The organism is Streptomyces sp. NPDC002888 (genome assembly GCF_042888465.1).
GTDB lineage: Bacteria > Actinomycetota > Actinomycetes > Streptomycetales > Streptomycetaceae > Streptomyces.
Map to the genome: position 1 here is coordinate 33,709 of NZ_JBIAPU010000030.1, position 20,402 is coordinate 54,110.

General features: G+C 72.6%; 14 protein-coding genes. 4 read left to right on the top strand and 10 right to left on the bottom strand.

The features are described from left to right. Positions 1–198 precede the first annotated feature (198 nt). Both ACFYWX_RS36895 and ACFYWX_RS36900 read left to right on the top strand, forming a co-directional pair. Positions 199–1,449 (top strand): TOMM precursor leader peptide-binding protein, encoded by a 1,251-nt coding sequence (locus tag ACFYWX_RS36895; protein WP_389429222.1) that lies wholly within the window; start codon positions 199–201, stop codon positions 1,447–1,449. Beyond that, complete coding sequence (locus tag ACFYWX_RS36900) at positions 1,442–2,824, top strand: ABC1 kinase family protein (RefSeq protein ID WP_389429223.1); 1,383 nt, start codon at positions 1,442–1,444, stop codon at positions 2,822–2,824. Before ACFYWX_RS36895 ends, ACFYWX_RS36900 begins: the two co-directional genes overlap by 8 nt. Positions 2,825–2,843: 19 nt before the next feature. Here the strand turns inward: ACFYWX_RS36900 and ACFYWX_RS36905 are convergent, their stop codons facing one another. The 5 genes from ACFYWX_RS36905 to ACFYWX_RS36925 form a co-directional block, all read right to left on the bottom strand. Then, the gene (locus ACFYWX_RS36905; RefSeq protein ID WP_389429224.1) at positions 2,844–3,056 is read right to left on the bottom strand and encodes a hypothetical protein; all 213 of its coding nucleotides are present in this window, start codon (positions 3,054–3,056) and stop codon (positions 2,844–2,846) included. 148 nt (positions 3,057–3,204) lie between these two features. Continuing rightward, positions 3,205–3,528, bottom strand: coding sequence for a hypothetical protein (locus ACFYWX_RS36910; protein WP_389429225.1), 324 nt, complete (start codon positions 3,526–3,528; stop codon positions 3,205–3,207). Then, the gene (locus ACFYWX_RS36915; RefSeq protein WP_389429226.1) at positions 3,525–3,911 is read right to left on the bottom strand and encodes a WhiB family transcriptional regulator; all 387 of its coding nucleotides are present in this window, start codon (positions 3,909–3,911) and stop codon (positions 3,525–3,527) included. Before ACFYWX_RS36915 ends, ACFYWX_RS36910 begins: the two co-directional genes overlap by 4 nt. A 176-nt stretch (positions 3,912–4,087) precedes the next feature. Then, positions 4,088–4,420, bottom strand: coding sequence for a hypothetical protein (locus tag ACFYWX_RS36920; protein ID WP_389429227.1), 333 nt, complete (start codon positions 4,418–4,420; stop codon positions 4,088–4,090). Between the two features lie 165 nt (positions 4,421–4,585). After that, positions 4,586–6,841 carry an ATP-dependent DNA helicase UvrD2 gene (locus ACFYWX_RS36925; RefSeq protein WP_389429228.1) on the bottom strand — a complete coding sequence of 752 codons (2,256 nt, stop codon included), beginning with the start codon at positions 6,839–6,841 and terminating at the stop codon, positions 4,586–4,588. Between the two features lie 145 nt (positions 6,842–6,986). Between ACFYWX_RS36925 and ACFYWX_RS36930 the strand changes: the two genes are divergently transcribed. Next, positions 6,987–7,229, top strand: a complete 243-nt coding sequence (locus tag ACFYWX_RS36930; RefSeq protein ID WP_389429229.1) for a mycoredoxin — start codon at positions 6,987–6,989, stop codon at positions 7,227–7,229. 83 nt (positions 7,230–7,312) lie between these two features. Here the strand turns inward: ACFYWX_RS36930 and nudC are convergent, their stop codons facing one another. From nudC to ACFYWX_RS36955, 5 genes are all read right to left on the bottom strand, one after another. Further along, on the bottom strand, positions 7,313–8,254 hold the full coding sequence (nudC, locus tag ACFYWX_RS36935; protein ID WP_389429230.1) for an NAD(+) diphosphatase: 942 nt from the start codon (positions 8,252–8,254) through the stop codon (positions 7,313–7,315). Between the two features lie 172 nt (positions 8,255–8,426). Then, a complete protein-coding gene (locus ACFYWX_RS36940; protein ID WP_389429231.1) occupies positions 8,427–9,830 on the bottom strand; it encodes a dipeptidase in 1,404 nt (467 codons plus the stop codon). A 10-nt stretch (positions 9,831–9,840) separates the two neighbouring features. Further along, positions 9,841–13,389: a UvrD-helicase domain-containing protein gene (locus ACFYWX_RS36945; protein WP_389429232.1), complete on the bottom strand. Its 3,549-nt coding sequence runs from the start codon at positions 13,387–13,389 to the stop codon at positions 9,841–9,843. A 35-nt stretch (positions 13,390–13,424) separates the two neighbouring features. Then, entirely contained in the window at positions 13,425–16,784 is a 3,360-nt protein-coding gene (locus ACFYWX_RS36950) for an ATP-dependent helicase (RefSeq protein ID WP_389429233.1), read from the bottom strand. 292 nt (positions 16,785–17,076) lie between these two features. Next, positions 17,077–17,463, bottom strand: a complete 387-nt coding sequence (locus ACFYWX_RS36955) for an MGMT family protein (RefSeq protein ID WP_389429234.1) — start codon at positions 17,461–17,463, stop codon at positions 17,077–17,079. Between the two features lie 186 nt (positions 17,464–17,649). Between ACFYWX_RS36955 and ACFYWX_RS36960 the strand changes: the two genes are divergently transcribed. Then, positions 17,650–20,397: a lysylphosphatidylglycerol synthase domain-containing protein gene (locus tag ACFYWX_RS36960; RefSeq protein WP_389429235.1), complete on the top strand. Its 2,748-nt coding sequence runs from the start codon at positions 17,650–17,652 to the stop codon at positions 20,395–20,397. Positions 20,398–20,402 lie beyond the last annotated feature (5 nt).

Consider the following 20,402-nt stretch of genomic DNA (forward strand, 5'->3'; position numbering starts at 1 on the left):
TCTGATCGCCCACCGTGCGTTTGATGAGTACGACCGATACGAGGAGTGATTCGTACGAAGAATCCCCACAGCCTGTGGACAACTTCCGACGCCCATCGGCCCGGCCGGGCATGCTGGCACTCGCCGGCGGGGCGAGGACGCCCCCACGCCCCCGCTCCGTCGGCTCACGGGGAGTTACCAGGGCTACGGGGGACACATATGCATCCGACGGTGAAACCCGCGCTGCGGCGCGGCTGGCGCGACCTCGACACCGTGCAGTTCGGGATGACTCCGGCGCACGCGATGACACTCGGCCCGATGGACCGGGCCACGGGCGACTTCCTCGACCTGCTCAACGGCACCCGTGGCATGGCGCTGCTGCGCGAGGAGGGACGCCGCGTGGGCCTGCCGGACGGCCGTGCCGACACGCTGGTGGAGCGGCTGGCGCGGGCGGGGCTCCTCGACGACGCGAAGGGAGGCGGGGCCGCCGCCGACGCCCTGCGCCGCAGGAAGCAGGCCCTCGACCGGCTCCGCCCGGACCTCGCCTCACTCTCCCTGACCACGCACGAACCGGGCGACGCGATCGCCCGGCTCGCCGCCCGCCGCTCCCTGCGGGTGCAGGTCAGGGGCGCGGGCCGAGTGGGCGCGGTCCTGGCCTCGCTGCTGGCCGGAGCGGGGGTCGGCGAGGTCGACGTGCGCGACGGCGGCCGGGTCGAGCCGTGGGACGTCGCACCGGGCGGGCTGCCCGCCGAGGCCGTCGGCGAGCGCCGGGACGAGGCCGCCTGCCGTGCGGTACGCCGGGCCGCCCCCGACCGGCCACCCCGCCACGGCACCCGCCCGCGGCCCGAGGAGGCTGACCCGGGCTTCTCCCTGGTGGTCCTCGCCCCACGGGACGACGTCGCCGTGCACACACCGTGCCCGTCCAGCGCCGCTCCCCTCATCTCCTCCGGCACACCGCACCTCTATACGGGCGTCGTGGAGGGAACCGGTGTGGTCGGCCCCTTCGTCCTGCCCGGGGAGACGGGCTGCGCGGGCTGTCTGCACGAGGGGCGCGCCGACCGGGACCCGACCTGGCCGCGGCTGGTCGCGCAGTGGCGCTCCGGGAAGCCGCGCCAGGTGCGCCCCTGCGACCTGACGCTGGCCACGACCGTCGCCGGACTGGCCGCGGCGCACGCGCTCGCCTTCCTGGACGGTCATCTGCCGTCGAGCGCGGGCGCCCGCTGGGAGGTCTCGGTGCCGGGCCTCCAGTGGCACGCGCGGCCGGTCTGGGCGCACCCCGCATGCCCCTGCGGGGCCGCTCGAAAAACCGAGGAAGAAGCTGAAGAAGGGGCCGAGGAAGAAGCTGAGGGAGAACACCCTTCGGAGACCGGGGGCCCACACGCGACAATGGCGGGGCAACGGCCGTCAACGGAGTTATGCCGTAAGGCAGGCGCGGCGCGGCCGGCTGGGACTTGGAGGGCGCATGTCTGATCTTCCCCGGAAGGCGGTCACCCGGACCGCCAAGCTCGCCGCGCTTCCGCTCGGCTTCGCCGGGCGGGCCACCTGGGGGCTCGGCAAACGGATCGTGGGCGAGTCGGCGGAGCTCGTCGGCCGCGAGCTGCAGCAGCGCACCGCGGAGCAACTGTTCAAGGTGCTCGGCGAGCTGAAAGGCGGCGCGATGAAGTTCGGGCAGGCGCTGTCCGTCTTCGAGTCGGCGCTGCCCGAGGAAGTCGCGGGGCCCTACCGCGCGGCCCTGACCAAGCTTCAGGAGGCGGCGCCGCCGATGCCGACGCGCACGGTGCACTCCGTGCTCGCGGAGCGGCTCGGCGAGGACTGGCAGAGTCTGTTCCTGGAGTTCGAGGACAAGCCGGCCGCGGCGGCCTCGATCGGCCAGGTCCACCGGGGCGTGTGGCACGACGGCCGCGAGGTGGCGGTCAAGGTGCAGTACCCGGGCGCGGGTGACGCCCTGCTGTCCGATCTGAACCAGCTGAGCCGCTTCGCCCGGCTGTTGGGCCCGCTCATCCCGGGCATGGACATCAAGCCCCTGATCTCCGAGCTCAGGGACCGTGTCTCCGAAGAACTCGACTACGCCCTGGAGGCCCAGGCCCAGCAGGTCCACGCCGAGGAGTTCGCGGACGACCCGGACGTCGTGGTGCCGGCGGTGGTCCACCAGTGCGACCAGGTCCTGGTCACCGAGTGGATCGACGGCATCCCGCTGTCGGAGATCATCGCCGACGGCACCCAGGAGCAGCGGGATCGCGCAGGACAGCTCCTGGCCCGCTTCCTCTTCTCCGGCCCTGCCCGCACCGGCCTCCTGCACGCCGACCCGCACCCGGGCAACTTCCGTCTCCTGCCCGGCGGACCGGACGACGAGGACGCCTGGCGTCTGGGCGTCCTGGACTTCGGCACGGTCGACCGCCTGCCGGGCGGCCTGCCGACGCCCATCGGCGACTCCCTGCGCATGACGCTCGACGGCGAGGCGGAAGCCGTCTACGAGCTCCTGTGCACCGAAGGGTTCGTCAAGGAGACCATCGACCTGGACCCCGAGGCGGTCCTCGACTACCTCCTGCCGATCATCGAGCCGGCCCGGGTCGACGAGTTCACCTTCACCCGCGGCTGGATGCGCAGCCAGGCGGCCCGCATCGCCGACCCCCGCTCCCCCGCCTACCAGCTGGGCAAGCGCCTCAACCTGCCCCCGGCGTACCTCCTCATACACCGGGTGACGCTGAGCACCATCGGCGTGCTGTGCCAGCTCGGCGCGACGGTGCGGATGCGCGAGGAACTGCAGGAGTGGCTGCCCGGATTCGTGCCGGAGGACGAGCTGGGCGAGGACCTGGGCGAGGAGGATTCGGCGGCGCAGGCATGACGCCCGGCGGCCGCAGCCGTCACCACCAGCTCGAGTCCAGCCGCCCCTCGATCGCCCTGAGGTGCTCCCGGGCGCAGGCCTCGCAGAAGTAGCGGCGGACGCCGTTCTCCACGGAGCAGGTCCAGGTGACGGGCGGCGGGCCCTCGGCCGGGGTACCGCAGCGGGCGCACACGAGGGGGTGGGGCTCCTTCGCGGAGCCGTCGTCGGCACTGCCTCCGGGAAGACTCGTCACCTTGGCGACCATAGCGCCGCTCCCGCTCCATCGGCTGGTCGGCACGCACAACGCACCGCGGGGGCCGGTCCGTTCGGTCGGACCGGCCCCCGCGGAGAGAGCTCTGCCTCCCTGGGCCGGGAGGCCACCGCTTCAGGTGGGTGAAGGGCTACTGCATGACCGCCATGGCGAGCGCGCGGCGGGCGCGCATCGAGGCGCGCTCGGCCCGGCGCTGCATCCGGCGGGCGGTCGCCAGGCGCACGGCCTGGCGTTCCCGCTCAGCCTCGTGCAGTCGCTCGTGCATATGCGCACGAGCCAGGGCTTCTGGGATGAGTTGCATCTCTCGGGTCCTGTTCTGACGCGAGTCGTTCGCGTCGGTGGTGGTGACGTCTTCAGTCGCGGAGCCGGCGGGCTCGCTGGTGGACGGCTTCATCGGGGCCTGCTTCTTGGGGTCGTGCGTGAGGGGGCGGTCGATCGTTCCTGCGGTGTTCATGCCGTGACCGGGTTCTTGCGCGGGCGACCACGCGGCCGCTTCCGGGCGACGACAACACCCTGGACGAACAGCTCGCCACCCCAGACGCCCCAGGGCTCACGCCGTTCCTTGGCGCCGGCGAGGCAGGCCTCGACCAGCGGGCAGGTCCGGCAGAGGGATTTGGCGTACTCGACGTCCGCCGGCGACTCGGCGAAGAAGACCTCCGGGTCGTAGGAACGGCAGGGGACGGGTACGCCGAGGTTCTCGATGGCGTCGTCGAGCGCGGTGAGTGCGGTGAGCGGAGTGAGCGGGGTGAGCGGGGTCAAGGTGGAGTCCTCCGTGAGGCCGGGCGGGGGGATCGTTTCGGAAGGCGGTACGGACGGGGCGTGCGCTTCGAGTTGCACGGTTCGTCTTCCTCGTCTGGTCGTTTCCGGTCCTGTTGGACCGGGTGGCGGCTGGTACCGGGTTCTTTTCTTGTCCCGAGGCCCCTTCACTCCGTCGTCCCCGTTCGGGGAAAACAGAAGGGCCGCGGATCCCGGGTGGGGTTCCGCGGCCCTGAAGGCGCCGGCCTGATCGACGATCAGGCTGGATCACTCCAGGGTTCTGGCCCACGGAAGGCCCACATCAGGTGGTGCTGCGTCGTCTGCTTCCGGAATCCGGCACCGGTCGCCGTAGAGGCATAGGCCTGCGCCTGTGCCGCTACTGCCGTTTCCAGTGCCTTGGTCGGTCGCTCATTGCGCTCATTGCGCTCACGGACGGGAAGGCCCGAGAGAGACAGGGCGGACGCCGGACGCACGGCAGGAATGCCGGACAGACCGGTGCCCAGGCCGGAGGCGCCGAGCATGCACGTGGAGACGACCGAGCGATCGGTCACTTTGGCGGTGCTGATGGAGCTCGTCTTGATGCTGATCACTGGAATCGCCTCCTCTCGGCGTCTCAGGGACTGGGGTGAACCAGTCCACGCGGGTATGCAAGTACAGCACGGAATCGGGGCCTTCGAGAAGGCCTCCGTCCCCGTGGCTAAGAACCTATGGGGATTGCTGGGGCATGCGCAAACTATTTTTTCGACGAGTTCGCGTCAGCTCCGTCGATCGTCCTCTCCGGGTTCTCCGCCTGCGCAGATAGCCAGAACATCGGCCCCGTAGCGGTTGAGCTTACGCACTCCGACCCCTGGGATTCGTGCCAGATCACCCGGGTCGTCGGGAGCGGCCTCGGCGATCGCCATCAGGGTCTTGTCGGTGAAGACGCAGAACCCGGGCTGCCCGCTGCGCTCCGCCTGATCGGCGCGCCACTCGCGAAGACGCTCGTAGAGGCCCTCGTCCATGTCGGAGGGACAGTCCTCGCAGCGCATCAGCTTCATCTCGCCGGCGTCGGTCAGGGTGCGCCCGCAGACCCGGCACCGGGCCGGGGCCCGCTGCGTCCGCCGCGGCACGGCGGTGGGCCCCTTGCCGGCGAAGCCGCGCTCGACGCCCCCGGAGGCGGCCGTGCCGCTGCGGCCGGCGGCACCGGCCGAGCCGGGGCGCAGCCCGTCCAGAAAGCGGCTGGGGCGGCGGCTGGGGCGGCCGCCGGGCGAGCGGGACAGCGCCCAGGAGAGGTGCAGCCGCTCGCGGGCGCGGGTGACGCCGACGTAGAGCAGGCGGCGCTCCTCCTCGACCTGCTCCTCGGTCTTGGCGTAGGTGATCGGCATCATGCCCTCGGCGACCCCGACCAGGAACACGACGTCCCACTCCAGGCCCTTGGCGGAGTGCAGCGAGGCGAGGGTGACGCCCTGCACGGTGGGGGCGTGCTGGGCGTTCGCCCGCTCGTCGAGTTCGGCGACCAGATCGGCGAGGGTGGCGCCGGGCCTGGCGGCGGTGAAGTCCTGTGCGAGGTTCACCAGCGCGGCCAGTGACTCCCAGCGCTCCCTGACCGCACCGGAGCCGGCCGGGGGCCTCGGGGTCCAGCCCTCCCCCGAGAGCACGGCACGCACCTGGGAGGGCAGGTCGACGGCGTCGGCAAGGAGGGAGTCGTTGCCGCCGAAGCGGGCCGCGCCACGCAGGGCGATACCCGCCTTGCGCACCTCGGGCCGGTCGAAGAACCGCTCCGCACCGCGCAGCTGGTAGGGCACTCCGGCATCCGCGAGGGCCTGTTCGTAGGTCTCCGACTGGGAGTTCGTGCGGAACAGGATGGCGATCTCTCCGGCCGGGACGCCCGCGTCGACGAGTTCACGGATCCGGTGGGCGGCGCCCTCTGCCTCGGCCGGCTCGTCGGTGTACTCGGCGTAGACGGGCTCTGCCCCCGGGGCGCGCTGGGAGACCAGCTCGAGCCGGTGGTCGGCGGCGCGGCCGCGGGCCTGGCCGAGCAGGCCGTTGGCGAGGCGGACGACCTGCGGGGTGGAGCGGTAGTCGCGGACCAGCTTGACGACGGTGGCACCGGGGTGGCGGGTGCGGAAGTCGAGGAGGTGGTCGGGGGTCGCCCCGGTGAACGAGTAGATCGTCTGGCTGGCGTCGCCGACCACGCACAGGTTGTCCCGGTCGCCGAGCCACAGCTCCAGCAGACGCTGTTGCAGGGGGCTGACGTCCTGGTACTCGTCGACGACGAAGTGCTGGTACTGGGCGCGCACTTGTTCGGCGATGTCGTGCCGGTCCTGGAGGACGGCGACGGTCAGCAGCAGGACGTCCTCGAAGTCGATGACGCCGCGGTCACGCTTGAGGTCCTCGTAGACGGAGTAGAACTGGGCGATCTCGGCGGGGTCGCGGGGCGTCTCCCGGCCGGCCTTGGCGGCGGCCGCCGCGTAGTCGGCGGGGACGGTCTGGGTGACCTTCGACCACTCGATCTCGGCGGTGACGTCCCGCAGCTCGCCCCGGTCGAGCCGGATGCGGCAGGCGGCGGCCGCGTCGGCGACGAGCTGGATCTTGCGGTCGACGAGCCGGGGCAGGGAGCCACCGATCGCTTTCGGCCAGAAGTACTGCAGTTGCCGCAGCGCGGCGGAGTGGAAGGTGCGGGCCTGGACGCCCTGCGCGCCGAGCTGGCGCAGCCGCCCGCGCATCTCTCCGGCGGCGCGGTTGGTGAAGGTGACGGCGAGCACGCTGGACGGCTGGAGAATCCCCGCGCGTACGCCGTAGGCGATGCGGTGGGTGATCGCCCTGGTCTTTCCGGTGCCGGCGCCCGCCAGCACGCACACCGGGCCGTGCAGGGAGGTGGCCACCTCGCGCTGCTCGGGGTCGAGCCCTTCGAGCACCGCGTCGGCAGAGTCCGGTGCCTGCGGGAAGAGCGTGGAGTGCGTTGCTGCTGTCACACAGCCATGCTGCCAGGTCGCCTGGGAAGGGTGAGCCGGTTGTCCACAGGGAGCCACCCGCAGTCGTACTAATGCGGCAGGCGTCACGTCGATGCGGCAGGCGTCACGTCCGCCCGAGGGCGCCCACGGGAATGGCGGCCCCTTCACGTATGTTCCACCTCTGCGACCACGCACCCCGAGCCGCCGAAGGAGCGACACATACATGTCGGGCACTGTGACGATGTACAGCACCACGTGGTGCGGCTACTGCCGTCGGCTGAAGAGCCAGATGGACCGCGAAGGCATCGCGTACAACGAGATCAACATCGAGCAGGACCCGGCGTCCGCCGCGTTCGTGGAGAAGGCGAATGGCGGAAACCAGACGGTTCCGACCATCCTTTTCCCGGACGGCTCGACGCTGACGAACCCTTCGCTGGCTCAGGTGAAGCAGAAGATCGGCGTGTGATCGCACCGCCGTAGAACCGCGAAAAAGGGTGGCCGTTCCCTCTCAGGAACGGCCACCCTTTTTGTGTTGTGTGTCACACCACATCAGATGCTGCGCGTCGGCAGCGGCTTGCCGTACCAGATCTCGATCAGGCGGGCCGCGATGGAGATGCCGTACGGCGGCAGGACCTCGCCGGACTCGAAGGCGGCGCGCAGTTCGTCGCGGGAGAACCAACGGGCCTCGTGCAGTTCGTCGCCGTCGACGGTGATGTCGGTGGAGGTGGCGCGGGCCAGGAAGCCCAGCATGAGGCTGGACGGGAAGGGCCAGGGCTGGCTGGCGACGTACTCGACCTGGCCGACGATGATGCCGGCCTCCTCGAAGACCTCGCGGCGCACCGACTGCTCGATGGACTCCCCGGGCTCGACGAAGCCGGCGAGCGTGGAGAAGCGGCCCTCGGGCCAGTGGACCTGGCGGCCGAGCAGGATGCGGTCGTCGTCGTCGGTGACCGACATGATCACGGCCGGGTCGGTGCGCGGGTAGTGCTCGGCGCCGCAGGCCGGGCAGCGGCGGATGTGACCGGCCGCGGCGATGACCGTGCGCTCGCCGCAGCGGGAGCAGAAGCGGTGCGTGCGCTGCCAGTTCTCCAGGCCGACCGCGTGCACCATCAGACCCGCGTCGCGCTGCGACAGCAGCAGGCCCGCCTCGCGCAGACCGGCCGGGCGCGCGGACTGGTCGATGCGGCCGGGCAGCCCGTCCTTCTGGAGAGCGAAGTAGCTGACGCCGTCCTCGTCGATGCCCAGGAAGTAGCGGTGCGCCTCGGTGAGGGGGGCCTCGAAGGACGGGGTCATGACGAGTTCGGTCCGGCCGTCGGGCGTCTCGTCTATGAGGGCCTGGCCGCCTGAGACCACGAAGCAGCGCGTCGAGGGGTGGCTCCACGCCGCCGCGAGCCAGGCCTCGTCGAGCCGGTGGTGGGCGGCCCGGTCGATGCCGCTGGGCGCGGTGAGTGAGATGGGTCGGTCGGCGGTGTGGTCGGTCCAGGCGGTCACGGGTATTTGCATCTCCCCCGGTGGCACGGATTGTTTTCGGCGGGCGGTTCAGCGGGACGTACGGCAGGAGGCGACCGGGTCCGGCGGGTCCTGGGCGGGCGGGTCCTGGGCGGGCGGGGCGGCCTTTCCAGTGTGCCCCGCGCGTGATGCCGCCAGGTGCGGCTCGGATCGGTCAGGGAGCACGACGCCAGTTCTCCGCGAGGTCGCTCCACAGGTACGCGCTGGTCTCGACACCCTTGAGGAGCAGGTCCAGCTCGACCTTCTCGTTCGGGGCGTGCCAGCCGTCGGACGGGACGGAGATGCCCAGGAAGAGGACAGGGACGCCGAGGACGTCCTGGAGGTCGGCGGCGGGTCCCGAGCCGCCCTCGCGCGTGAAGCGGACGGGCGTCTCGAAGGCGCGGCCCATGGCGCGGACCACGGACTGCAGGGCCGGGTGGTCCAGGGGGGTCAGGCACGGGCGCGTGGCGGGGCTGAAGCTGATCTCGGCGCGGATTCCCGCGGGCGTCTGTGCGGCGGCCCACGCGCGGACGGCCTTCTCGACCTGGTCGGGGTCCTGGCCCGCGACCAGCCGGAAGGACAGCTTCACCATCGCCGAGGACGGGATGATCGTCTTGGTGCCGGCGCCCTGGTAGCCGCCGCCGATGCCGTTGACCTCGGCGGTGGGGCGGGCCCAGATGCGCTCCAGGGTGGTGAGCCCGGCCTCGCCGTGGGTGGCGCGGGACTTGGCGGTGCGCAGCCACCGCTCCTCGTCGAAGGGCAGCTCGGCGAAGAGTTCGCGCTCGCGGTCGGTGAGCTCGACGACGCCGTCGTAGAACCCGGGGATCGCCACGCGCGCGTGCTCGTCGTGCAGGGCGGCGACCAGCCGGGCCACGGCGGTCGCCGGGTTGGGAACGGCGCCGCCGAAGGAGCCGGAGTGGACGTCCTGGTCGGGGCCGTGGAGCCGGATCTCGCACTCGGCCAGGCCCCGCATACCTGTGCACACCGTGGGGGTGTCCTCGGACCACATGCCGGTGTCGGAGACGACCACGGCGTCGGCGGCCAGCCGCTGCGCGTGTTCCTCGACGAGGGCGCGAAAGTGCGGGGAGCCGGACTCCTCCTCGCCCTCGATCAGCAGCTTGAGGTTCACGGCCGGGGCGGTGCGGCCGGTGGCGGCGAGGTGGGCGCGCACGCCGAGGGTGTGGAAGAACACCTGGCCCTTGTCGTCGGCCGCCCCGCGCGCGTAGAGGCGGTTGTCCCGGACTACGGGGTCGAAGGGCTCGCTGTGCCAGCCGTCCTCGCGGGCGGCGGGCTGCACGTCGTGGTGGCCGTAGACGAGGATTGTGGGCGCCTCGGGATCGCCGGAGGGCCACTCCGCGTAGACGGCGGGGGCGCCAGGTGTCTCCCAGACCTCGGTGGCCGGGAAGCCGGTCTCCTTGAGGCTGGTGGCGAGCCAGTCGGCGCTGCGTCGTACGTCGGGCGCGTGGTCGGGCTGGGCCGACACGGACGGGATGCGCAGCCACTCGACGAGGTCGTCGAGGAAGGCGGCACGGTGCCGCTCGATGTACGTACGGACAGCGCTGTCCGGGGTCTGGCTCATGGTCACGAGCCTATCGGCCCTGACCGACATCCTCGCTGGGCGGTTCGTCACACGACGGCTCGTCCAGGAGCAGCCGCTCCAGCGCGGCCCGGCCCGGCAGGTCGTCCCGCCGTACGACCTCGCCGCTGCGGACGTACAGGAACGCGGCCGTGACCGATTCCAGGGGCACGCCCCGCTGCTCGGCCCAGGCGAGGCGGTACAGGGCGAGCTGGAGCGGGTCGGCGGTGCGGGCACGGTTGGTCTTCCAGTCGACGATCTCGTACGTCGCCGTCTTGCCGGCGCCCTCCTTGTAGACGGCGTCGATCCGGCCCCGTACGACGCGGCCGGCGATCTCGATCTGGAAGGGGGCCTCGACGCGGTGGGGCGTGCGGTGCGCGTACTCGGTGCGCTCGAAGGCGTCCTTGAGGGCCTCCAAATCCCGCTCGTCGGCGATCTCGGCCTCGCTGCCGGGCAGCTCCTCCGGCTCCAGCATGGGCAGCGTCAGCGCTTCGAAGCGGGCCTCGACCCAGGCGTGGAAGCGGGTGCCCCGGCGTGCGGCGGGTTGCGGAGGGCGCGGCATGGGGCGCGCGAGTTCCTGCGCGAACCCGTCCGGGTCGGCGGCCAGACGCAGCAGCTGGGACGCGGTCAGCGTGGTCGGCAGGGCGACGTCGGTGACGCCCTGGCGGGCGCGCAGAAGCTCGCCGGCGAGGGCGTCCAGGTCGCGGTCCCAGGACGCGATGGCGCGGGCTTCCTCCGGTGTGAGGCGCGCCCGGCCGGGCTCGGCGGGGTGGCGCGCGGGGGACGGAGCGGCGGGTGGTTCGGGTGCCGTTGCCTGGTGCGGGACCGTGGGGCGGTGGGTGGGCTCTGTGTCCCAGGCGGGGGTGTCCTCGTCGAAGGGGTCTCCAGGCTCGTCGTAGGTGGGCTCCGCGTAGGCAGCCTCGTCGTAGGCGGGCTCGTCGAAGGGGTCCGCCTCGTCGTACGGCGGCTCGTCGTCCTGCGGGGGCGGTGGCCATTCCGGGTCGTCGTAGGTGTCCGGGTCGTGAGTGGCCGCGGGGTGGCCGTCCTCGTGGGAGGCGAGGTCCTCCAGGTGGGCCAGGACGGTCTGGGCGGCGGCGCGGCGGCGGGCCAGCGCGGCGGCGTCCAGGGGCAGGGGCCACACCTGGTCGGCGCCCGCCCGGTTCAGGGCCGGGTTCTCCTCGCCCTCCTCGGGCTCGTCCGCCCAGGCCTCGATCTCCCCGTGGCCGGCCACGCAGTGCTCGTACAGGGCCAGCAGGAAGTCGGACGGCCCGCGGTGCTTCTTCTGGGTGGGACCCCACCAGTGGCCGGAGCCCAGCAGGAGAGAGCGGGGGCGGGTGAAGGTGACGTAGCCGAGACGGAGTTCCTCGGTGTGCTGGTGTTCCTTCATCTCCTCGTGGAAGGACTTCAGGCCCCGCGAGTCCCACGCCCCGATGTCGGGCAGCGTGTCGGCGTCGCCACGCAGTTCGTGCGGCAGCACCTTGGCCTGGGCGGTCCACTTCTCGCGGCCCTGGCTGCTGGGAAAGGTGCCGGTGACCAGACCGGGGACGGCGACGACGTCCCACTCCAGGCCCTTGGACTTGTGCGCGGTGAGCACCTTGACGGTGTTCTCGCCGCCGGGGAGGGCGTTGTCGAGACCCTTCTCGTACTGGGCGGCGGTGCGCAGGAAGCCGAGGAAGGCGAGCAGGCTCGTCTCGCTCTCGTTGGCGGCGAAGGAGGCGGCGATGTCGAGGAAGTTCGACAGGGTCTCGCGGCGACGGGCGGCCAGGGCGTGCGGTGACGCCGACAGTTCGACCTCCAGGCCGGTGACGGCGAGGACGCGGTGCAGGACGTCCATCAGCGGGTCGGAGAGCGAGCGGCGCAGGTCGCGCAGTTCGGCGGCGAGGCGGGCGAACCGCACGCGGGCGTCCGGCGAGAAGGGCAGTCCGTCGTCGTCGGCGCCGCCGGTGTCGTACAGGGGTGTCTCCAGGAACGTGTCGAGGGCGTCCGCGAGCGAGATCACCTCCGCCGGGTCGACCCCCTCGACGGCCTCGGCGAGCCGGCGGTCGGGGTCGTCGGCGTCGTCCGCGCGCGCGTGGGCGACGAGGAACCGGGCGCGTCGCCCGAGGAGGGCGAGGTCGCGCGGGCCGATGCGCCAGCGCGGGCCGGTCAGCAGGCGGACCAGGGAGGCGTTGGCGCCAGGGTCCTGGAGGACCTCACAGACGGCGACGAGGTCGGCGATCTCGGGCAGGTGCAGCAGCCCGGACAGGCCCACCACCTCGACGGGGACGTCCCGGGCGACCAGCGCGCTTTGGATCTCCGCGAAGTCGGTCGCGGTGCGGCACAGGACGGCGATCTCACCGGGGGCCTTGCCGGTGTCGACCAGGTGGGCGATGGAGTCGGCGATCCAGTCGATCTCCTCGGCGTGGGTGCGCAGGAGCGCGCAGCGCACCAGGCCGTCGCGTTCGGCGCCGGGGGCCGGGCGGAGGGCCTCCACGCCCGCGTGCATCGCGCGGAGGGGTTCGGCGAGGCCGTTGGCGAGGTCGAGGAGGCGTCCGCCGCTGCGGCGGTTCTCGCTGAGGGCCTGACGGGATGCGGGCCGGCCGTCGGCGTGCGCGAAGTGCTCGGGGAAGTCGTCGAGGTTGGCGACGGAGGCGCCGCGCCAGCCGTAGATCGCCTGGCAGGGGTCGCCGACGGCGGTCACGGGATGTCCGGTGCCGTCGCCGAACAGGCCCGCCAGGAGGACGCGCTGGGCCACCGACGTGTCCTGGTACTCGTCGAGGAGCACCACGCGGAACTCGTCGCGCAGGACGTGGCCCACCTCCGGCAGGCCCGCGAGCCGCGCGGAGAGGGCGATCTGGTCGCCGAAGTCGAGCAGGTCGCGCTCGCGCTTCGCGGCCCGGTAGCGCAGCACCAGCGCGGCGAGTTCCCGGCGGGCGGCGGCCGTCTCGGGGACCTTGCGCAGGTCGGCGTTGGTGAGCTTGGCGCTCTGCAGGCTGAGCAGCAGTTCGGCGTCGTAGCTGCGCAGTTCCTCGGGCCGTACGAGGTGTTCGGCGAGCTCGGCGTCGAGGGCGAGGAGGTCGCTGACCAGGTCGGCGAAGGATCGCGTGAGCGCCGGATAGGGGCCGGGGGCCTCGCGCAGGACACGCGCGGCGAGCTGGTAGCGGGTCGCGTCGGCGAGCAGGCGTGAGGTCGGTTCGAGGCCGATGCGCAGGCCGTGGTCGGTCAGGAGGCGGCCCGCGAAGGCGTGGTACGTGGAGATCACCGGCTCGCCCGGCGGGTTGTCCGGGTCGATGACGTCGGGGTCGGTGACGCCCGCCTTGATCAGCGCCTTGCGGACGCGTTCGGCGAGTTCACCGGCGGCCTTGTTGGTGAAGGTCAGGCCGAGGACCTGTTCGGGGGCGACCTGACCGGTGCCGACCAGCCACACCACGCGCGCCGCCATCACCGTCGTCTTGCCCGATCCGGCTCCGGCCACGATCACCTGGGGAGCGGGGGGCGCGACGACGCACGCCATCTGCTCGGGGGTGAACGGGATCCCGAGGAGCTCCTTGAGCTGCTCGGGATCGGAGAGAGGGGCGGACATGTCGGAAAGGCTAGTGGCGGCCACTGACACTCGCGTCACTCGACCACGTGCCGCCCCTCGGGCCGAGCGCTGCACGACGCCCGGAACGCGCAGTGGGTGCAGTGCTGGCCGGTGGTCGGCGCGAACCGCTCCTCGAGCACCTTTCCGGCGGCGGTGGCCAGGAGCTCGCCGACCCACTCCCCTGCCGCGCCTTCCTGCGCCTCCTGCGCCTGCACCTTGGGCAGGGTCTCGCCGCCGTCCCGCTTGGCCGCCCCCTGCCGCAGCTGGACGAGTTCGGCGCCGCCCGGTTCGGGCCGTACGCCGTCGAAGGCGTCGTCGACGGCTCCCTCGCGCACGGCGAGCTGGTAGACCGCGAGCTGGGGGTGGCGGTCCACCTCGGCGGCGCTGGGCGCCTGCTTGCCGGTCTTGAAGTCGACGACGTAGGCCCGGCCCTCGCCGTCCGCCTCGACGCGGTCCATCTGGCCGCGGATGCGTACCTCGTAGTCACCCGCTTCGAGGGTGACGTCGAAGTCGTGCTCGCTCGCCACCGGGGTGCGCCCCGCGCGGTCCATGACGTGCCAGCGCAGGAAGCGTTCGAGCGCCACGCGCGCGTGTTCCTTCTCCTGCTGCGACTTCCACGGCGCGTCGAAGGCGAGCGCGTTCCACACGGAGTCGAGGCGCTCCATGAGGACGGCGAGGTCCGCCGGGGTGTGCCCGGAGGCGACCTCGTCGGCGAGGACGTGGACCACGTTGCCGAAGCCCTGGGCGGCGGTCGCGGGGGCGTCGGCCTTCACCTCGCGGCCCAGGAACCACTGCAGGGCGCAGGTGTTGGCGAGTTGGTCGAGGGCGCTGCCGGACAGCACGACGGGCTGGTCCCGGTTGCGCAGCGGCACCTTGCTCTCGGTCGGCTCGAACATGCCCCACCAGCGGTAGGGGTGCGCGGACGGCACCAGCGGGCGCCCGTCCTCGTCGGCGAGCGCGGCGAGCCGGGCCAGCCGCCGTGCCGCCGCCTCCCTGAGGGCGTCGGACGCGTGCGGGTCGACCGTCGTGGCGCGCAGTTCGGCGACGAGCGCGGCGACCGACAGGGGGCGGCGGGGGCGGCCGGTGACGTCCTTGGGCTCGACTCCGAGTTCCGTGAGGAAGCGGGAGGGCTGGTCGCCGTCGTCGGCGGGTGCCTTCACCGCGGTGACGACGAGGCGTTCACGCGCGCGCGTGGCGGCCACGTAGAACAGGCGGCGTTCCTCGGCGAGCAGCGCGCCCGGGGTGAGCGGTTCGGCGAGTCCGTCGCGGCCGATGCGGTCGGCCTCCAGGAGGGAGCCGCGGCGGCGCAGGTCCGGCCACAGTCCCTCCTGAACGCCCGCCACGACGACCAGGCGCCACTGGAGGCCCTTGGAGCGGTGCGCCGTCATCAGGCGGACGGCGTCGGGGCGTACGGCGCGCCGGGTGAGGGTGTCGGCGGCGATGTCCTCGGAGTCGATCTCCTCCAGGAAGTTCAGGGCGCCCCGGCCACCGACGCGCTCCTCCGCGCGGGCCGCCGTCGCGAAGAGCGCGCACACGGCGTCGAGGTCACGGTCGGCGTTGCGCCCGGCCGCGCCGCCCCGCCGGGCCGCCCGCTCCAGACGGGTGGGCCACGGTGTGCCCTCCCACAGGTCCCACAGCGCCTCCTCGGCCGTGCCGCCGCCGGCGAGGCGCTCACGTGCCTTGCCGAGCAGCGCGCCGAGACGCTGGGCTCCGCGCGCGTACGTCGGGTCGTGCGCGACCAGGCGCTCCGGTTCGGCCAGCGCCCGCGCGAGCAGGTCGTCCGAGGGCGGCGGCAGCGGGTTGCCCGCGGTGCGCTCCTCCTCCCGCAGGGCGCGCCCTAGGCGGCGCAGATCGGCGGCGTCCATGCCGGCGAGGGGCGAGGCGAGGAGGGTGAGGGCGGTCTCGGTGTCGAGCCAGCAGGTGTCCGACTCCCTTTCCCGCTCAGGCTCCCCCTCCTGCTCCTGCTCCTGCTCCTGCTCCTGGTCACCGCCTACCGTCGTAGCCGCCGCCGTGGCCACCGCCCGCAGCGCCGTCAGCAGGGGCGCCACCGCCGGTTCGTGACGCAGGGGAAGGTCGTCGCCGTCGATGTCCAGAGGCACGCCGGCCGCGGTGAGGGCGCGGCGGAGCGTCGGTATCGTGCGCGATCCGGCGCGTACCAGGACGGCCATCTCGCCCCAGGGGACGCCGTCCTCCAGATGGGCGCGGCGGAGGATGTCGGCGATGTTGTCCAGCTCCGTGCCCGACGTCGGATACGTGTAGGCCTCCACGCTGCCGCCGTCCCGTACGGGAGCGAGCTCGCGGTGGGCGCGCACCTTATCGGCCGGCAGGCGGGTCAGCGGCATGCGCTGGGTGAGCAGCCGGGTCGCGGCCAGCAGCGCGGCGCCGGAGCGGCGGGAGGTGCGCAGCACCTCGACGGGGGCGGAACGCCCGTCCACGCGCGGGAAGGCGCCGGGGAAGTCCAGGATGCCGTTCACGTCGGCGCCCCGGAAGGCGTAGATCGACTGGTCGGGGTCGCCGAAGGCAACCAGGGTGCGCCCCCCGCCGGCGAGGGCGTGCAGCAGCCGTACCTGGGCCGCGTCGGTGTCCTGGTACTCGTCGACGAACACGGCGTCGTACCGGGCGGCGAGCTGCTCGGCGACCTCGGGGCGGCGGGCGAGGAGGACCGCGCGGTGGACCAGTTCCGCGTAGTCGAGCACGCCCTGCAGGTCGAGCACGTCGAGGTACTCAGCGAGGAAGGCGGCCGCGGCACGCCAGTCGGGGCGGCCCGTGCGGCGGGCGAAGGCGTCCAGGGCGTCCGGTCCCAGGCCCAGTTCACGGCTGCGGGCGAGGACCGCCCGGACCTCGTCGGCGAAACCGCGGGTGGTCAGGCAGGCCCGCAGTTCGTCCGGCCAGCGCACGTGCGCCAGGCCGAGCCGTTCCAGGTCCGGCTGGCCGGCGAGCAGCTCGCGGACGGTCACGTCCTGCTCGGGGCCGGACAGCAGCCGCAGCGGCTCCACGAACAGGTCCGTGTCCTGGTGGGCGCGGACCAGGGCGTAACAGAACGAGTGGAAGGTGGTCGCCTGGGGCGCGCGGGCGGCTCCGGTGCGCAGTGCCATGCGGTCGCGCAGTTCGACGGCCGCCTTGCGGCTGAACGTCAGCACGAGGATCCGCGCGGGGTCACCGCCACGGGCGACGCGGGCCGCCACGGACTCCACGAGCGTGGTGGTCTTGCCGGTGCCCGGACCTGCGAGAACGAGCAGCGGGCCGGATGTGTGGTCAACCACGGCGCGCTGCGCGGCGTCCAAACGAGGGGGGTCGACGCGGGCCGGCGGGGTACGTACCAGTCGGTAAGCGCCACGGTTCCCCTGTCGCACCTGGGGGTGCGACAGGCGCCTGGTGGAGGAAGAGGAGCTCACGTGGTTCGCCGGTCCTGGTGGGTGTGCATGGGCTTGTCGCTGCCGGCGCGAGCGCCGGGGGCGGGCCGCCGTGCGGTGAGGGCGGTGACCGCGGGGTGAGAGGGACACGTGCAGCCGACGCTACGCCGACGGGCGGCCCGGAAGCAGGCTTCCCCTTCTTCCCGGCAGTCCCACAGGGCGCGTACGCCACGCGATTCCCTCGCCCCACGAACGTACGTCATGCCGCGGACGTGCCCCATCTCCCCCGTACGGACCACAGGCTCCCCCCGGCCCGGTCCGATGGCGGAAGCTGTCAGGTGTGACCCGTCGCGCGTTCGCCGCCGTCCCATCGCGCCCGCCGCATGTCGAGGCGGGGCAGGTGGCCCTCGGCTGCCCTGCTCGCCTCCCTCAGGGGCGTGCCCTCCGCGCGGTAGTGGCCCAGTGCCCGAAGTTCGTGGCCGGGGAGCAGCACACCGTCGGAGCGCACCACGCGCCACCACGGGACGGCTCCGCCGTAGAGGGCCATCACCCGCCCGACCTGGCGCGGGCCTCCCTCCTCCAGCCACTCGGCGACGTCCCCGTACGTCATGACACGGCCCGGCGGAATCAGTTCGGCGACTTCGAGGACGCGCTCGGCGTACTCGGGGAGCGCGTCCGCGTACTCCGCGCGGGCGTCGCCCGGATGACTCTGCTCACTCATCCGCCCCATCCTGCCCCACCCCACCGACAATGTGACGCGCTCGCGACGGTGCGTGAACCTCGCCCGGGAGCGGCGCTTCAGGCAGACTGTGCGCCCCCGCGTTTGCACCCTGATGCCCCCGTGTGTCGGTGGAGCATGCCACCATCGTGCGGGCGGTGATCGGTGATACGAGATCAAGAAGAGACGATGAAGCAGCAGGGTGCGCATTCCGAGAACACGGAGGGCTCCTCTGCCGCTGCGTCGCGCCCGGACAGGCCCAAGGCGGGCGAGCAGGGCGTCGCCGACGCGAACGCCCCGGTCGAGAAGCAGGCTGACACCTCCTTCGTGGACGAGGCGCACGCCGACGAGGTCGAGGGCGACGAACCACTGCTCCCCGCGCGCGTGCACCGTCCCTCCGACCTGATGCGGCTCCTGGTCGGTGTCCTCGCGGTCGTCGTGCTCCTCGGGATCGCCGCGTTCGCGCACGGCACCACCTCGGGTCTGGAACAGGACATCAACAAGGGCACCGGACAGGCGCCCGACCTGCTGATCAAGATCGCGGGGCTGGCCTCCAGCATCGCGATCCTGCTGGTGCCCGTCGCGTTCGCCATCGAGCGGCTGATCAAGCGCGACGGGCTGCGCATCGCCGATGGTGTCCTCGCGGCCGTCCTCGCGCACGGTGTGACCCTGGCCACCGACCTGTGGGTCGCCAAGGCCGCCCCCGACTCGATCCAGGAAGCGCTGACCCAGCCCTCCCCCGGCGACATCCACGCCCTCACCGACCCGGTGCACGGCTACCTCGCCCCGGTCATCGCGTACATGACGGCCGTCGGCATGTCGCGCAGACCGCGCTGGCGCGCGGTGCTGTGGATCGTGCTGCTCCTCGACGCCTTCTCCATGCTGGTCACCGGCTACACCACACCGTTCTCGATCATCCTGACGGTGCTGATCGGCTGGACCGTGGCCTACGGCACGCTGTACGCGGTCGGCTCGCCCAACGTGCGTCCCACCGGACGGACGCTGATGGCGGGGCTGCGGCACGTCGGCTTCCACCCGGTGAGCACGGCGCGCGAGGAGCTGGCGGACACCCCGGAGACCGGCGACCGTGGTCGGCGCTACTTCGTCACTCTCGAGGACGGTGCGCCGCTGGACGTGACGGTGGTCGACCGTGAGCAGCAGGCTCAGGGCTTCTTCTACCGCGCGTGGCGCAATCTGACGTTGCGCGGCTTCGCCACGCGCAGCAGCCTGCAGTCGCTGCGCCAGGCCCTGGAGCAGGAGGCGCTGCTCGCCTACGCGGCCATCGCTGCCGGGGCCAACGCGCCCAAGCTGATCGCGACCTCCGAACTCGGTCCCGACGCCGTGATGCTCGTCTACGAGCACACCGGGGGTCGCACCCTCGACTCGCTGGCGGACGAGGAGATCACCGACGAACTGCTGCGGGACACCTGGCACCAGGTGCGGGCCCTGCAGTCCCGGCGCATCGCGCACCGCCGGCTCGTGGGCGACGCGATTCTGGTGGATCGTTCCGGCACGGTGATCCTCACCGACCTGCGCGTCGGCGAGATCGCGGCCGGTGACCTGCTGTTGCGCATGGACATCTCCCAGCTGCTGGCGACGCTGGGCCTGCGCGTGGGCGCCGAGCGCGCCGTGGACGCGGCGGTGGCCGTGCTCGGCCCCGATGCCGTGGCGGGCTGTCTGCCGATGCTCCAGCCCATCGCCCTGAGCCGCTCCACGCGCGCGACGCTGCGGAAACTGGCCCGGGAGCGGGCCCAGCGCGAGCGCGACGCGGTCCTGGAGGCGTCCCGGCAGGCCAAGCAGGCCCGCCTGGAGACGGCCGGGGACGACGAGGCCGCCCCCGTACGCGACAAGGCCGACAAGAAGGCCGTACGCGCGGAGGCGCGGGCCGAGAAGCGGGCCCTCGACGAGGCGTTGGACGAGGCGCGCGAGGACGATCTGCTCACGCAGATCCGGCACCAGGTGCTCCGGATCAGGCCGCAGGCGCCGGTCGAGCCGGCCCGCCTGGAGCGGGTCCGGCCGCGCACGCTGATCAGCTTCATGGCCGGTGCCATCGGCGCGTACTTCCTGCTGACGCAGCTCACCCACATCGAGTTCGGTCCGCTCGTCGCCAACGCCGAGTGGGGCTGGGTCGCCGCGGCCGTGCTGTTCTCGGCGCTGAGTTATGTCGCCGCGGCGATGAGCCTGCTGGGGTTCGTGCCGGAGCGGGTGCCGTTCCCGCGCACGGTGGCCGCGCAGGTCGCCGGGTCGTTCGTGAAGATCGTCGCGCCGGCGGCCGTCGGCGGCGTCGCCCTCAACACGCGCTTCCTCCAGCGCTCGGGGGTGCGGCCGGGACTCGCGGTGGCCAGCGTGGGCGCCTCCCAGTTGTTCGGGCTCGGCTGTCACATCCTGATGCTGCTCTCCTTCGGCTATCTGACCGGCACCGAGAAGACACCGTCGTTGTCGCCGTCCCGGACGGTCATCGCGGGCCTCCTCACGGTGGCGGTGCTGGTGCTCGTGGTGACCTCGGTGCCGTTCCTGCGGAAGTTCGTCTCCACACGCGTGAGGTCGCTGTTCGCGGGTGTCGTTCCGCGCATGCTGGACGTGCTCCAGCGGCCGCAGAAGCTGATCACCGGCATCGGCGGCATGCTGCTGCTCACCGCCTGCTTCGTGATGTGCCTGGACGCGTCGATCCGCGCGTTCGGCGACGACTCGACCAACCTCAGCATCGCCAGCGTCGCCGTGGTCTTCCTCGCCGGAAACGCGCTCGGATCCGCCGCCCCGACACCGGGCGGAGTCGGCGCGGTCGAGGCGACCCTGACGGTCGGGCTGATCGCCGTCGGGCTGCCCAAGGAGGTCGCGGCGCCCGCGGTCCTGCTGTTCCGGCTGCTGACCCTGTGGATTCCGGTGCTGCCGGGCTGGCTGGCCTTCAACCAGTTGACCCGCAAGGGCGCCCTCTGACGACG